Genomic DNA, 14,827 nt, shown 5'->3' on the forward strand with positions numbered 1-14,827 from the left:
ACCTCCTAGGAGAAGTAGTGGCGCGCACTCCTGATATATGTTTCCAACGCGCCATCCTCAGGCAGATCTGATCCCGGCACCGTCTCACCGTGCTCGACGTAGAAGAACGATGCTTCGATCTGCTCCAGGGGAACCCCATAGAGCCGGTGGAAAGCCAGCCGGTAGACCGCCAGCTGGATCTGTTTCTCACGCAGGTCCTTGCCGGTGGGCACCATTCCGGTCTTCCAGTCGACCAGGTCCCAGGTGCATTGCTGCATCTGGGCATTGCGCTCTTCGGCCGGCTTCAGCTCCCACCGCTCAAAGTCTTCAGCGGTGAGGTTCCGGCCGGCGTCGTCCTTTCCGAAGATGGCGTCGATCCGTCCACGAATGACCACACCATCCAGCGTGGTCTCCACCGGAATCTCGGCGGCGTAGAGACGGCGCTGGGCCCATTCGGTCTGGGTGAAGCGCTCCTTCACCGTGGCCAGGTCGAAGGTGTCGTCGAGGTCCTCATCACCGCGGTTGGGTTCCTCGATCCCGGGTAGACGACTGCGGGTCTCGTAGAACTCTTCGATCCACTCGTGCATCACCGTGCCACGACGGGCAGCCTGAGAGGGCTTGACCGGCACGGGACGACGGGCGAATTCCGCCATGGATTCAGCATTGCGTGCCATGCCCACCACTCCGGAGACGCTGATGTGGCCGGGGAACCGGGGCTTCCCGGTGCCGCGCTGCTGGGTGCGCGCCCGATCCACCACCCACTCCGCCTCCTGCTCCCACGAGGTCAGCGGCGGTGCTTCCTCACCGAAGGCAGAGGACCGTTCCGCGAGCGCTTGTTCCACCAGTTCTGCAGCTCGGGTCAGCGCCTCGCGGCGTCCGGGCCGGCTCTGCGGTGCCTCCACAGCGATCATCTGCGGCAAGCGGGTCTCCCCCTCTGGCGCGCCCTGCTTCCGATACCGGCCGATGGGCAGCGGAGCCAGGGGGTCGTAGGGCCACTGCGCACCGAAGAGGTCGTTGCCGACGGGGTTGTCCTTCATGTCTGGGATCTCGGCCCATTCCAGCGCGGCTGATGCGTCCCCGAACCTGTCGGCGATCTCACGGATCTCCAGGAGGAACTCTGAGGGGTCCTTGCCGGCGGCGGTCCCATAGAAGCAGGCGCCGGTGCACAGCAGCAGCGTCCTGGCTCGGGTCACCGCGACATAGGCGAGGCGGCGTTCCTCCTCGCGGCTGAAATCCTGGACATCCTGGGTATAGACGCGGTTTTCCTCGGTGAACTGCTTCCAGCTGCCGACCCCAGCGGCCACCGCCCAGGACCGCATGTCGGGCTGGTCGGATTCCCACTGCGGGATGCTGTGACGGTCTCCACGCAGCGGGGCGGGCAGCATCCCGTTGCTGCCGGTCCATCGGTCGGCTTTCTTGCTGGGGAACTTCTCCTCGCGCAGTCCGGCCACCACCACGACATCCCATTCGAGCCCCTTGGAGGCGTGGATGGTCAGCAGCTGGATGGCCCCGGGGGTGGGTTCGATGTCCGCCTGCTCCAGGCCACGTTCCTTCTCCTCCGCAGCGTCGAGCCAGTCCAGGAAACTGCGCAGGTCAGGTGTGGTCTCGGTCGCGGCGTAGCTCTCCGCCTGATCGATCAGGGCATCCAGCTGCCGCGCTGCGTAGTGCTGCTCCTCCCAGGGGCGCGCGGCGACCTCGATGTCCAGGCCCGTGTCGCTGACGATGCGCTGGATCAGCACGCCCAGATCCAAGGTGGCCCATTGGCGCAGTCGCCGGATCTGGTCCCTGGCCAGAAGCAGCCGACGGTGACCCTCCGCCGAGAGCCCCAGGTGCTGGGCCTGCTCGGGATCGTCCTTCAGCCGTTCCAAGGCCTCCACCAGAGAGGCGCGCTCGTCCATCTCCAGTTCCGTGGACTCGTAGCGGTCCTCAGCGTCGGTCTCGCTTGAAGCCTGCGCCTGAGACTCTTCCGGTGCCGCCGCATTCTCAGACTCCGGCCCCGAGGGGGTGCGTTTGCGCAGCCCCTCGAGATCTCGCGCTGACTGCTGCAGACGCATCAGGTCCCGGGGCCCGATCCGGTAGCGCGCTCCCCCCAGGATGCGAATTAGCGCGTCGGAGCGGCCCGGATCGGAGATCACGCGCAGGTAGGCCAGCACCTCGGCGACCTCGGGGGTGCTCAGCAGTCCAGAGAGTCCAACCAGCTCGTAGTCCAGACCGGCCACGCGCAGGTGCTCAGCGATCGTCTCCAACTGGGCGCGGGTGCGGGCCAGCACCGCGCAGCTGGGGACATTGCCTTGAGGGTCAGGCTCTAAGACCGATGCCAGTTGTTCGGTGATCGCCAGGGATTCCTCCACCTCGGAGGTGAACCACCCGTAGCGCACGGTGGCAGTGTGCGCCCCTTCCGGTGGACTCAGCGGCTTCAGCTGGGCGCGCAGATGGGCATTGTGCTGGCGCCACGGCTTGTCCTGAGAATCTGCGGTGTTCGGTTGGAAGGGGGTGACCAGCCGGTTCGCCACATCGAGGATCCGCTCGCCATTGCGCCAGGCCACGGTGAGCTGCAGCAGGTCGGCGGGGCGCCGGTGCCCGAGGCCGGGGTCGCGGTCGGCGGCGTCACGGTCGGCGTCGGCATTTCTGTCCAGGGCGGGGAAGGACTGCGGGAAGTCGAAGAGCTGACCGGCCGAGGCGCCGCGGAATCCATAGATGGACTGGTTCGGGTCGCCCACCGCGGTGACGGCATAACCGAGCCCGCCGGCGGAACCGCCCGCCCCGTAGAGGCTGCTGAAGAGCGCCAGCTGCGCGTAGGAGGTGTCTTGGAACTCATCGAGCAGGACGACCTTGTACTTCTCCCGCTCGGCCTCTCCTGCGCTGGGGACCTCGAGTGCGATCTGCGCGGCGAAGCGCAGCAGGTCTCCGTAGTCCATGAGACCTTCGCTGAGTTTCCTGCGCTGATAGCGACGTACCAGCTCGGTCATCTCCCGTCGGACCTGGAGGCTGCGGATCAGTTTGGCCTGTTCGCTGCTGGGTTTCGTGCCTGCTGCCTTCCAGGCCTCGACCCGCGACAGCTCAGCATCGAGGTGGGCTTCCACATCCTCGGGGGTCTGCAGGTGCTCGGCGCAGTCCCCCGCCAGACGCATCACGTATCCGGCGAGGCTCCCCGCGGATTGATCCGCTTCCACGAGCACCTCGGCCCGGTCATAGGCGCTGACCAGCTGGTGGACCAGCTGCCAGGCCTTGGCCTCTCCGATGAGCTGGGTCTCCGGCTCCAGACCGATCTGCAGGCCGTATTCGCTCACGAGCGTGTTCGCATAGGAGTGGTAAGTGGAGACCGACGGTGCCAGCAGCTCGGAGATGTCGGCATGCTCCACGGCGGTGGCGACCTCCGCGGGCATGACGTCCTCGGGGGAGATCAGCTCGGCCTCGAGCAGCTGCTCAAGCTTGCGGGTGATCCGTTCGCGGAGCTCTCCGGCCGCTTTGCGGGTGAAGGTCACCCCGAGTATCTGATCCGGGCGCACAATTCCGTTGGCCACCAGCCAGACCACCCGGTCAGCCATGGTGGCGGTCTTGCCTGAACCGGCCCCGGCGACGACGAGCATCGGGTCCAGTCCGGATTCGATGACGGCCTGCTGCTCGGATGTCGGGTACTGCCGCTTCTCAGCGGGGGTCTCGCGCTGCAGCGCGTCGACGATGTCCCGGGCGGTGTACCTCACGGTGGGCATCTGATCAGCGGCTTCGGAGGTCATGGCTGGGTCACCTGTTTCGTGTTCTCGCATAGGGGGCAGAGCGCCCCCACCAGGCAGCGCTGCTGGTTGGGCGCGTGATAGGCGGCGAACTGGGATCCGGACATCGCGCGCGCCGCCTGGGTCAGCTGCTCCAGCGGCCAGCTGTCATCGGCGCCCAGCGGGGGCTGTTCCTGGAGATCCAGCTTGGCCACGGTGGTGCCCACATGCAGCAGGGCCGCCCCGCGTCCCGGTGAGGGCGTGGAGGCACCCTCTGCGCTTGCTCCCTCGGTCGCGCCGTCAGCGTCGGCGAGTGCCCGGTCCACCGCCCCCAACGCCACCAGCAGCTGGTAGGAGCCGAGCTGGCCATGGGTGGGGATCTCGGTCTTGGCTGGTTTGTGCTTGCCGGTCTTCAGATCGATCACGAAGAGCTCGCCGTCCTCGGTGCGCTCCACCCGGTCGATCACGCCGCGGATCAGCACCGTTCGTGTGCTCGCCTCTCCCCAGGAGCCAGTCTCGGCTCCGGCGTCGGACCCTGTTGCGGCACCGGCTTCGGCCACGGGGATCGTCAGCTCGGCCTCCACCTGCAGCTCCCGGGCAATGACCCGGCGGCCCTCACGCTCAGCCTGGCCGAAGTAGCCAGCAAGCTTCTTCAACATCACCTGAGCACGACTGCGGTCCTTCTCGGTCTCCCACCCTTCGTCCCGACCCAGGCCCTCCCAGCGCTCGTCGAGCTCCTCGTTCAGCACCTCGACCCGGGTCTCAGTGGGGTGGTGTTCAGCGATCTCGTGGATCAGCGATCCAAGCATCCGGCTGAAGTCTGTGGCCTCCACTCCCCCGGCCGCTGAGGTGAACCACTGCAGCGGAGACTCGATGGCGTTCTGCACCGAGGAGGGAGACACGCGCACGGTGTCCTCCGGGTCCAGCAGCGGCTCGGTGGTGCTGAGCTCGAGCAGGCCCCACCAGGTGCTGGGCTCTGCTCCGGTGAGTCCTCCCTCGGCCAGCACCGCAAGGGCGCGCGCTGCGGCTTCCCGCTGGGTCTGCGTGCTCGCGTTCTGGGTGGTGGCGTCTCGAGCGGTGGCATCCGGGGCCTGCGCGGATCCGCTGGGAGCCGGATGGGCGTCGTCGTCGAGCTCGGCCTGAATGCTGATCTCCAGGTGACGGCGCAGCTCCGCGATCAGCCGGGGGGCGGTGATGGGCCGCGGAATCGCCGCGCTGCGCGCCTCGCGCTCACCGGGAGGGACCACCAGATCCAGCAGCAGCGAGGGGCTCTCCTCCTGAGCATGCACGGCCACTGCGTAGAGCCGGTTCTTGGCCCGTGAGACCGCGGAGGCGAAGAGCCGATACTCGTCCTGCAGCACGTTCATTCGCTTCACCAACAGGGACTGGGCGGAGGCCTCCGCCCGTCCCTCGACGACGTCGACCAGGTGTCCGCTGCCGAGCAGCTGACCGCGCGGATTCAGGTTGGGCCAGGCACCCTCCTGGAGTCCGGTGAGGATGACGGTGTCGAATTCGCGGCCCGCGGCGCTGGCAGGGGTGAGCACCTCGATGGCGGAGTCCCCGGCAGAGGTCTTCGCCAAGGTGTCCATCGGCAGCTCCAGGCGTTCGATATGGTCCACGAAGCTCAGCGCGGAGGCTCCAGGGTTCTGATCCGAGAACCGTTCGGCGGCCTGGAAGAGCGCCATCACCGCATCGAGGTCCTGATCGGCGCGGCGGCCCTCGGCGCTGGCGCGGCGGGTCAGTCCTGCCCAGTGGCGGCTGACATCGGCGGCGTTCCAGATCTCCCAGAGCAGCTCCTCCGGTCCCGCTGAGGGGGTGGAAGCGGCCCGTCCTGCCGCGAGCATGGCGGCCACCCGCTCCAGGCCCCGGGTCAGGTGCTGGAAACGGCCCTGCGAGCTGACGGCGTGGAAGACCGGATCCGTGGCGTCGTTCGCAGCGGCGACCAGCAGCTCATCGGAGCTGCGGGGCTCCGTCGAAGCGTCCCGATCAGCACCTGCATCCTCTGGTGCCTCCCGGAGCCGACGGCGTTCCTGTCCGCGCAGCACCTGGCGGAGGCTGCGCAGGGTCATCGAATCGGTCTCCCCGTAGCGGCTGGTCAGCAGGGCCAGTACCTCGGGGAGCGTGACGGCCTGACGAGCCTCTGGGCTACCGACGTCAAGATCTTCGGCCTCGGGGGCTTCTGCGGCGGGCTCGCGGTGATCAGCGACCAGCCGGAGCACCCGCAGAAGCGGCGCCACGGCCGGTTCCTGGTTGAGGATGACGTCACTCATGGACTGACGCACGGGAACGCCCTGGGTCTGGAACATCCGGACCAGGCGCTGCAGCAGGGCGCCGTTGCGTGCGATCACGGCGATCTGGTCGAAGGGCACCTCGTGACGGTGATGCCGGTCCAGCACCTCCTGCAGGACGAACTGCTCGGCGAGGTAGTCCCCGGGCACGATCTCCACGGCACAGGAGCCCCGCATCTCCGGGGTCTCCTGAGCTTGCTGGACCTCTTGGGCTTCCGGGTTCTGAGTCTTCTGCGCCGCGTGGTCTTCCTCTGCGGGAGGCTCGTGGAGCAGCTCCAGCCAACGCTGCCTCGGCTGCTGCGGACCCGCCGGAGCGATCCTTCGCAGGGCCCTGGCGTAGGCCTTGCCGACCTCGGGAGCGATCCGGTGATTGTGCTCGAGGACCATCACATGCGGTTCGACGCCGGGCAGTCCCCCATGGGGGTCAGGGGTCATGGACCCGGAGATGCTGCGTCGGATGATGCCGTCGATCTCCGCGTCGGTCTCCGGATTGAGCCCCAGTACGCTGTCGGCGGTGACGCGGCGCGGGGGCACGGTCCAGCTGCGCAGCTTGTCCGGCCGGGCTCCGCGGAAGCCCTGGACGGCGGTCTCAGCATTGGCGAAGGCCAGCACATCGGCACCCGCACCGATCAGCCGCAGCAGCCGGTAGACCGAGGGGGTGGCCTCCTGGAGGTCATCGACCACGATGCGGCGCAGCCGCTGCCGTTCGGTCGCGAGGAACTCGGGGTTCTCCTCCAGCAGGTTGCAGGCCTCGTTGATCAGCCCCGCCGGGTCGAAGGCGTCAGCGTTCGCGCCCGCGTCCAGATCCTCGCGGTAGCGCTCATAGAGCTCCGCCGCCGAGGCCCATTCAGGACGGCGGCACTGTTCGGCGAGGCCGCGCATCTGCTCCGGGGAGACCCCGTATTCGGCGGCGCGGTCGAAGAGTTCGCGGATCTCTTTGCGGAACCCGTCGGTTCCTGCGGCCTCCTGCAGCGCGGCGGGCCACTCGATCAGCGGCACCCCGCCGGTGGCGTCCTGGGCCAACAGTTCGCGGATGATACTGTCCTGCTCCGCGCCGGAGAGCAGCCGCGGCCGGCGTGCTCGGAAGGTGAGGATCTCGCGGCGACGGGCCTCACCGAGCAGCCAGAAGGCGTAGGAGGAGAAGGAGCGCGAGGGCTGTTCGGACAGCGACCCGCCGCGGGAGCTGGTGTCGCGCACCGCCCAGCCGGATTCGATCTGATCCCGCAGCACCGCTGAGGTGGCGCGGGTGGGTGAGAGCACCAGCAGCCGAGAGGAGTCCTGGCCGGACTCGAGATGGCGCAGCGCCAGCTCTGTGGCCAGCGTGGACTTCCCACTGCCGGGACCTCCGAAGCTGAGGATCGGCCCATGTCCAGCGTGATCCGCGGCGGCCAGCACCTGCTGCTGAGACTCATCGAACTCCATGGGCCTCATTCAATCAGAGGGGGCGGACACGGCCATGTCCCACCCGCGCGCTACCGTAGTGTCATGGCCGAGACTCCCGCTCTCTTCGAGATCACTCCCAGCACCGACTCCTGGCACACCCGGCGTCGCGTCGGCTTCGACCTGGAGACCACTTCCCGGGACCCGCGCGTCGCCCGGATCGTCTCCGCGGCGCTGGTGATCTTCGACGCTGAGGTGGAACGCGATCCCCTGGCGGAGGCCACGCCGGCGCTCGTTGCGGCTCCCACCCCGGGTCCGCCGGAGCGGATCGTGCGCACCCGGGAATGGCTTGTGGATCCGGGAGTCGAGATTCCGGCCGAGACCACCGCCATCCATGGGATCTCCACCGAATATGCCCAGGCCAACGGTCAGCCGGCGGCCGAGGCGGTCGCGCAGATCACCACGGCTCTGGCGCAGGAGTTCGCGGAGGGCAACGCCGTGGTGGTGATGAACGCGCCCTATGACTTCACCGTGCTGAAGTTTGAGGCGGAGCGGCACGGCGTGGAGTTCCCGGAACCGGTGGGGATCATCGACCCGCTGGTGATCGACAAACAGGTGGACAAGTACCGGCGCGGAAAACGCACGCTGAGCCACATGTGCACCCACTATGAGGTGGAGCTCGACGGCGCCCACTCGGCGGCACCGGATGCCTGGGCCGCCGTGGAGGTGGCCGGTTGTCAGGCGGAGCGGTTCCCCCAGCTGCAGATCCCGGCCACGGAGCTGCACCGGCTGCAGGCGGAGTGGAAGGTCGATCAGTCAGCCGACCTTCAGGAGTACCTGCGCCGCACTCGTCCCGACGCCGAGGTCAGCCCGGACTGGCCGGTGTGAACGCCAGGCGGAATCCAGTATGGCCCAGCGAGCTGTCCGCAGAGGCTGAGGTCCGCGCCGAGGTGCGGTAGCGCCTGCAATACGAGCTGTGGCACATATAGGAACCCCCGCGCATCACCGGGTCGGCGGCCGCACCCGTTGAGTCCGTGGTTCCGCTGGCTGCCGGACTGGCGTAGGACCCGGAGCTGAACGTCGACGCCGTCCATTCCCAGACGTTGCCGGTGGTGTTGTAGAGCCCGAATCCGTTGGGCTTGAAAGATGTCACCGGTTTCGTCCCCACCTCTCCAGGGACCCCCTCAGGGAACTCACCCGGAAAGATGTTCATCCGGCGCTGCCCCTCAGGGTCCCGGACGTCTCCCCAGGGGTAGGGCTGCTGGTCGAGTCCACCGCGGGAGGCGTACTCCCATTCCTCTTCGGTCGGGAGCCGCGCCCCCACCCAGTCGGCGTAGGCCTGCGCGTCGCGCTGGGACACCTGGGTCACCGGGTGATCCTCGCGGCCCCTTGCAGTGGAACCTGACCCCTCGGGTGCGAACCAGCAGGCACCGGGAACCTGCCGCCACCAGGGCGTGGAAGCCACCGGTGCGGGCATCCGATCGCGCAGCCGTGGCGGGAGCAGCCCCTGGAAGACCAGGGAGTCCCCGTACTTCTCGGCGTCGGTGACGTGTCCCGTAGCCTGCACAAATCGGGCGAACTCGGCCACCGTGACAGCCGTGGCGCTGATCGCGAAGGACGCCACGCGGACCGTGCGCACAGGTCCCTCACCATCCGCGGGGTAGGCCAGTGCGTCCTCGCTGCCCATCTGGAACTTCGCCGCGCCCAGTCCGATCAGCTGCAGCTCCTCCGTTGCGCTGGCCGCCAGCTCAGCGACCACTGCGGCCTTCGTTGCCGAGTCTGAGGCGGAACTGGCCGGCGTCGTCGTCGGCTGGCTGCGTTGCTTGGAAGGTGTGGCGCGGCTCGGACCGCAGCAGCTCTCCGCCACGGCTCCCATTTCTGACCTGTTCATCCTTGCTGACCTCCTGATGTCCGGCTGTCTCCAGCGCTGAGCCGGGGTTGCTGGGCGGGTGCTGAAGACGACCTGTAGCCTGGCCGGGCGTGCCTCTTGCACTTGCGTACGCGAACGCCCAATCCAGTGCTCACCACGAAGGAGGGACACACTATGTCTGAATCTCAGCACAGCTCACACCACACCGGAACCGTGTCTCCGCCGGAGCACTCGTCCACCGTTTCACCTCCACCTAGCGTCTCACCTCCGAACATCGTGGTCATCCAGGCTGATCAGATGGCAGCCCAGGCGCTCGGTGCCTACGGCGACGACGCCGCAAAGACCCCGAACATCGATGCGCTTGCTGAGGAAGGAGCCGTGTTCGACCGCGCCTACTGCAATACGCCGCTCTGCGCACCCTCGCGCGCATCGATGATGACCGGCGTCATGCCTTCGGAGCTGGGATGTTTCGACAACGGCGACGACTTCCCTTCCTCGGTCCCGACCTTCGCACACAGGTTGCGCCTGGCCGGATACCACACCACGCTCGTAGGCCGGATGCACTTCGTCGGTGCCGATCAGCACCACGGCTTCGAGGAGCGCCTGACCACGGACGTCTACCCCGCCGACCTGGACATGGTCCCCGACTGGACGTTGCCGCTGGATCAGAAGCTGCAGTGGTACCACGACGCCGACGCCGTCTTCACCGCCGGGGTCTCCAAGGCCTCCGTGCAGCAGGACTTCGACGACGAGGTGGGCTTCCGCACCCTGCGCCACCTCAACGATCGCGTGCGCGCGAACCAGGCGGCAGCCGCCGCCGGGGAGAAGCCGCAGCCGTTCCTCATGGTGAGCAGCTTCATCCACCCGCATGACCCCTACGAGCCGCCGCAGGAGCATTGGGATCGGTTCGCGGACGGGGAGATCCCCGACCCGGCCCATCCCGAGGTCCCCGACATCGCCGAGGATCCACACAGCCATCGGCTGCGCGCGATGAGCGGCTTCGATCAGCGCTACCCGGACCTCGAGCAGGTCCGCAACGCACGCCGCGCCTACTACGCGGCCGTGAGCTACATCGATGACCACGTGGGCCGGATCCGCGAGCGCCTCGAGACTCTGGGGCTCCTCGAGAACACCGTGATCCTGGTGACCGCCGACCACGGCGACATGCTCGGCGAGAAGGGCCTCTGGTACAAGATGTCCCCCTACGAGCGCTCTTCCCGAGTGCCGATGATCGCCTACGGGCCTGAGCATCTTGTGCCGACGGGCCGGTATCAGACCCCCGTCTCATTGCTGGACCTGATGCCCACCCTGGTGGATCTGGCAGGCGCGAGGAAGCCAGACTCGGCCGGTGACTCCATGCTGGAGATCGCGCGGCGCGAGCAGGCCGGGGAGATCAGCACAGAGGACCGCCCGGTGATCATCGAATACCTCGCCGAGGGGACCTACCGCCCGCAGCTGACGATCGTGCGCGGACAGTACAAGTACGTGCTGTGCCCGGGCGATCCGGAGCAGCTGTTCGACCTGGCCGAGGACCCTGATGAGCTGCGCAATGTGGCTCGCGAGGAGAAGCATGCAGGCCGGGTGGCGCAGCTGCACGGCGAGCTCGATGCCCGCTATGACCTCACCGCCCTGGAGTCCGGCATTCTGGCCAGCCAGGATCAGCGGCGCCTGGTGGCCGAGGCGCTGGCGCAGGGGCGCAAGCGCGCCTTCGACCACAACCCGGAGCCCGAACAGCGCTACGTGCGCGGTGATTTCTGGAGCGCCCTGGAGTACGGCACGATCCGCGACGGCGCCCGCTGAGCGGACGCTCCTAGGGAACGCTCCCTGAGGGACTAGCCCGTGAGCAGCCAGCCCCATCCCTGGGGCGATAACGGGCGGAATGACCGCAGAAAATCGGATCATTCCGCCCGTTCGTGCCGCAGGGATGAGGGCACGTCCGGGATCTGGGACGTCAGGACTCGCGGCAGCTGAGGCGAACCCGCGTTCGGTACAGTGAATCCCCATGCGCGCAATGATCATGACCCGCACCAACGCGCCTCTCGAGGTCCGTGACGTGCCGGATCCCGTTCCGCCCGCGGCCGGGGTCGTGGTGGAAGTCCGCGCGACCGGGCTCTGCGGCAGCGACTGGCATGCCTGGGCCGGCCATGAAGAGCTCACCCTCCCTCATGTGCCCGGCCATGAGCTCGCCGGCGTCATCTCAGCCATCGGCCCCGACGTGCAGAACTGGTCCGTGGGAGACCGCGTGACAGTGCCGTTCGTCTGCGGCTGCGGGGCTTGCGACTGGTGCCGCTCCGGCAACGCCCAGGTCTGCCCGAACCAGCAGCAGCCGGGGTTCACCCACTGGGGATCGTTTGCCGAACACGTCGCACTCCACGCCGCGGACACCAATCTCGTGGCGATCCCCGATGATGTCTCCTTCGAGGCGGCTGCGGCGCTGGGCTGCCGTTTCGCCACCGCCTACCGGGCGCTCACTGCACGCGCCAAGGTGCAGCCTGCGGAGTGGGTCACGGTGGTGGGCGCCGGTGGTGTGGGGCTGAGTGCGGTGATGATCGCGAAGGCGCTCGGCGCCCAAGTGATCGCGGTGGATCGCAATACCCGGGCACTTGAGTCCGCCCAGCGGCTCGGCGCAGACCATGTGGTCCTCGCCGATGGCCGCGACGTCCCGGACGAGGTCCGGGCGATCACCGGCGAGGGCAGCCAGGTCTCCATCGATGCGGTGGGAAGCGAGCAGACCTGCGCGGCAGCCATCATGAGCCTGCGCCCCCGCGGGAGGCACGCGCAGATCGGGCTGCTCCCCACGGAATCGGGTCTCTCTCAGGTGCCGATGGCCCGAGCGATCGCCTGGGAGCTCGACATCCTGGGCAGCCATGGCATGGCCGCAGTCGACTACCCGGGCATGCTGGGTCTCATCGCCAGCGGCGCTCTGCGCCCGCAGGACCTGATCGAACGCGTGGTCGGGCTCGAGGAGGCGGTTCTCCTGCTGCCGGAGATGCAGCGGTCAGCGACCTCGGGGATGACGATGATCGACCCCAAGAGGGCAGCCCCGGAACGCCTCCGCTCCTGAGCCGAACGCTCAGTGAGGCTGGGCCTGCGCGGCAGCCTTCGCGGCGGCCGGCAGAGCATCCAGGATTCGACCGATCGCGGCGTCGTCGTGCGCGGAGGAGAGGAACCAGGCCTCGAAGACGCTCGGCGGCAGGTAGACCCCCGCGTCGAGCATCGCGTGGAAGAACGGTCCGTAGCGGAAGGCCTCCTGGGCCTGCGCCTGCGCGTAGTTGTGCACACCCGTGGCAGAGGTGCCGAAGGCCACCGAGAACAGCGAGCCGACCTTCTGCACGGTGTGATCCACACCAGCGTCGTCCAGGGCGGCGGTCAGCGCCTCGGCCACCAGCTGGGCCTTCTCATCCACATGCGCGTAGACCCCAGCGGTGGCGTGTTCCAGGGTGGCGACACCTGCTGCCATCGCCACCGGATTACCGGAGAGGGTGCCTGCGTGATAGACGGGCCCGGTGGGCGCCAGGTGCTCCATGATCTCGCGGCGTCCGGCCAGCGCGGCGGTGGGAAGTCCGCCGCCGATGACCTTGCCGAAGGTGAACAGGTCCGGCTCCCAGCCTTCGAGGCGTCCGGAGGCGCCCCAGTAGCCGGCCTCGGTGATGCGGAATCCGGTCATCACCTCGTCGAAGATCATCAGTGCGCCGTGGCGCTGGGTGATCTCCCGGATGAACGCGTTGAACCCCTCCGCAGGCGCGACCACGCCCATGTTCGCGGGGGTGGCCTCGGTGATGACCGCGGCGATCCGTTCGCCATGCTCGGCGAACACCGCCTCCAGGGTGGGGCGGTCGTTGTACTCCACCACGATGGTCTCTGAGGCCTGCGCCTCGGTCACCCCGGCGGAGCCCGGAAGCCCCAGGGTGGCCACACCGGAGCCGGCGGCGGCCAGCAGACCGTCGGAGTGCCCGTGGTAGCAGCCGGCGAACTTCACCACGATGTTGCGCCCGGTGACCCCGCGGGCCAGCCGGACCGCCGTCATGGTCGCCTCGGTGCCGGTGGAGACCATGCGGATCATTTCCGCCCCGGGGACCCGGGCGCGGACAAGCTCGGCGAGCCGCGCCTCGGAGGGGTGGGAGGTGCCGAAGCCCAGGCCCTGGTCCACGGCAGCGTGGACCGCGGCGATCACCGCGGGGTGCTTATGTCCCAGCAGGGCCGGGCCCCAGGATCCCACGAGGTCCACGTACTCGGTGCCCTCGGCGTCTCTCAGGTAGGGGCCGTCGGCGGAGACCATGAAGCTCGGGGTGCCGCCCACCGAGCCGAAGGCGCGGACCGGGGAGTTGACTCCCCCGGGCATGAGCTCGCGGGCGGTGTCGAAGAGTTTCTGGTTCGTCGTCATCGGGACGCAGGGTCCTTTCAGCTGACCGGCGGGAAGCCGGCGTCGGTGCGGGAGGGGTCGTGGGGCTCGGTGGGAGCATCGGCCACGGTGGTGCGTGGCTGGATCGGGTCCTGCGCCGGGGAGCCCTGGGAGCTCTGGGCCCGCTGGGCGCTCGTGGCACGTGGTGCACTCGCGGGAGTGCCGCGCGCGCTGGATTCCCCGCTCCCCGACATCTCCTCGCGCAGCCACCTGGCCACCTCGGCCGCATAGTAGGTCAGCACATTTGTGGCACCGGCGCGGCGGATCGCGATCAGCGATTCGGTGACCACGGTGCGGCGGTTGATCCAACCGTTGGCAGCTGCGGCCTCGATCATCGCGTACTCCCCGGAGACCTGGTAGGCCGAGACCGGGACGTCGCTGATGCTCACGGCGTCGGAGAGGATGTCCAGGTAGGCGCTGGCAGGCTTGACCATCACCATGTCCGCGCCCTCGGCGAGGTCCAGCTCGACCTCGCGCAGCGCCTCGGTCCGGTTGGGGGCGTCCATCTGGTACTGCTTGCGGTCGCCGCTGAGCTGGGAGTCCACCGCCTCTCGGAAGGGCCCATAGAACCCGGAGGCGTATTTCGCGGCATAGGCCAGGATCGGCACGTGCTGGTGTCCGGCCTCGTCGAGGGCCTGACGGATCACCGCGACCTGGCCGTCCATCATGCCGGACGGTGCGACGACGTCGGCGCCAGAGGCTGCCTGGACCACGCCCATCTCGGCATAGAGCTCCAGGGTGGCGTCGTTGTCCACCTCGCCGTCCTCGTCGATGACCCCGCAGTGCCCATGATCGGTGAACTCATCCAGGCACAGATCGCTCATGACGACCAGGTCATCGCCGACCCGGTCCTTCACGGCGCGGATGGAACGGTTGAGGATGCCCTCGGGGTCCAGACCCGCGCTGCCCTGGGGATCGCGGGTGGCAGGGATGCCGAAGAGCATGATCCCGCCGAGGCCCAGATCCCGGGCCTCCTCGGCGGCGGCGAGCAGGGAGGCTTCGCTGTGCTGCACCACACCTGGCATGGAGCTGATCGGAGAGGGTTCGGTGAGTCCTTCGCGGACGAAGACCGGCAGGATCAGATCCGCAGGATGCAGCCGGGTCTCGGCCGCGAGTCGGCGCATGGCGCGGCTGCGACGCATCCGGCGGGGGCGCTGTTCGGGAAAGCTCACTTGGGTCTCCTGCTCGTCAGGCG

General features: G+C 68.3%; 7 protein-coding genes and 1 pseudogene. 3 read left to right on the forward strand and 5 right to left on the reverse strand.

Features of this window, described 5'->3' with window-relative positions:
- Positions 1–5: 5 nt before the first annotated feature.
- Both IY716_RS05425 and IY716_RS05430 read right to left on the reverse strand, forming a co-directional pair.
- Entirely contained in the window at positions 6–3,716 is a 3,711-nt protein-coding gene (locus IY716_RS05425; protein WP_218220544.1) for an ATP-dependent DNA helicase, read from the reverse strand.
- On the reverse strand, positions 3,713–7,402 hold the full coding sequence (locus tag IY716_RS05430; RefSeq protein WP_218220545.1) for an ATP-dependent DNA helicase: 3,690 nt from the start codon (positions 7,400–7,402) through the stop codon (positions 3,713–3,715). Before IY716_RS05430 ends, IY716_RS05425 begins: the two co-directional genes overlap by 4 nt.
- Before the next feature lie 63 nt (positions 7,403–7,465).
- Between IY716_RS05430 and IY716_RS05435 the strand changes: the two genes are divergently transcribed.
- Positions 7,466–8,248, forward strand: a complete 783-nt coding sequence (locus tag IY716_RS05435; protein ID WP_218220546.1) for a 3'-5' exonuclease — start codon at positions 7,466–7,468, stop codon at positions 8,246–8,248.
- Here IY716_RS05435 and IY716_RS05440 read toward each other — a convergent pair.
- The gene (locus IY716_RS05440; RefSeq protein WP_218220547.1) at positions 8,226–9,251 is read right to left on the reverse strand and encodes a formylglycine-generating enzyme family protein; all 1,026 of its coding nucleotides are present in this window, start codon (positions 9,249–9,251) and stop codon (positions 8,226–8,228) included. The genes IY716_RS05435 and IY716_RS05440 overlap by 23 nt on opposite strands.
- Positions 9,252–9,404: 153 nt before the next feature.
- Between IY716_RS05440 and betC the strand changes: the two genes are divergently transcribed.
- Positions 9,405–11,030 (forward strand): choline-sulfatase, encoded by a 1,626-nt coding sequence (gene betC / locus IY716_RS05445; protein WP_218220548.1) that lies wholly within the window; start codon positions 9,405–9,407, stop codon positions 11,028–11,030.
- A gap of 202 nt (positions 11,031–11,232) precedes the next feature.
- Positions 11,233–12,294, forward strand: a complete 1,062-nt coding sequence (locus IY716_RS05450; RefSeq protein ID WP_218220549.1) for a zinc-dependent alcohol dehydrogenase family protein — start codon at positions 11,233–11,235, stop codon at positions 12,292–12,294.
- Positions 12,295–12,303: 9 nt separating this feature from the next.
- Here the strand turns inward: IY716_RS05450 and hemL are convergent, their stop codons facing one another.
- Together hemL and hemB are read right to left on the reverse strand one after the other, a co-directional pair.
- Positions 12,304–13,614: a glutamate-1-semialdehyde 2,1-aminomutase gene (gene hemL / locus IY716_RS05455; RefSeq protein ID WP_218220550.1), complete on the reverse strand. Its 1,311-nt coding sequence runs from the start codon at positions 13,612–13,614 to the stop codon at positions 12,304–12,306.
- 215 nt (positions 13,615–13,829) lie between these two features.
- Positions 13,830–14,804: pseudogene (hemB, locus tag IY716_RS05460) on the reverse strand (porphobilinogen synthase); the annotation flags it as partial.
- Between the last annotated feature and the right edge of the window lie 23 nt (positions 14,805–14,827).

It is taken from the genome of Nesterenkonia sp. Act20 (genome assembly GCF_019173455.1).
Classification (GTDB): Bacteria; Actinomycetota; Actinomycetes; order Actinomycetales; family Micrococcaceae; genus Nesterenkonia.

What these genes read in the sequence shown, in the direction of transcription:
- hemL (WP_218220550.1), bottom strand. Translation starts at nt 13,614, where the DNA reads ATGACGACGAACCAGAAACTCTTCGACACCGCCCGCGAGCTCATGCCC.
- IY716_RS05435 (WP_218220546.1), top strand. Translation starts at nt 7,466, where the DNA reads ATGGCCGAGACTCCCGCTCTCTTCGAGATCACTCCCAGCACCGACTCC.
- betC (WP_218220548.1), top strand. Translation starts at nt 9,405, where the DNA reads ATGTCTGAATCTCAGCACAGCTCACACCACACCGGAACCGTGTCTCCG.
- IY716_RS05430 (WP_218220545.1), bottom strand. Translation starts at nt 7,402, where the DNA reads ATGGAGTTCGATGAGTCTCAGCAGCAGGTGCTGGCCGCCGCGGATCAC.
- IY716_RS05450 (WP_218220549.1), top strand. Translation starts at nt 11,233, where the DNA reads ATGCGCGCAATGATCATGACCCGCACCAACGCGCCTCTCGAGGTCCGT.
- IY716_RS05425 (WP_218220544.1), bottom strand. Translation starts at nt 3,716, where the DNA reads ATGACCTCCGAAGCCGCTGATCAGATGCCCACCGTGAGGTACACCGCC.
- IY716_RS05440 (WP_218220547.1), bottom strand. Translation starts at nt 9,251, where the DNA reads ATGAACAGGTCAGAAATGGGAGCCGTGGCGGAGAGCTGCTGCGGTCCG.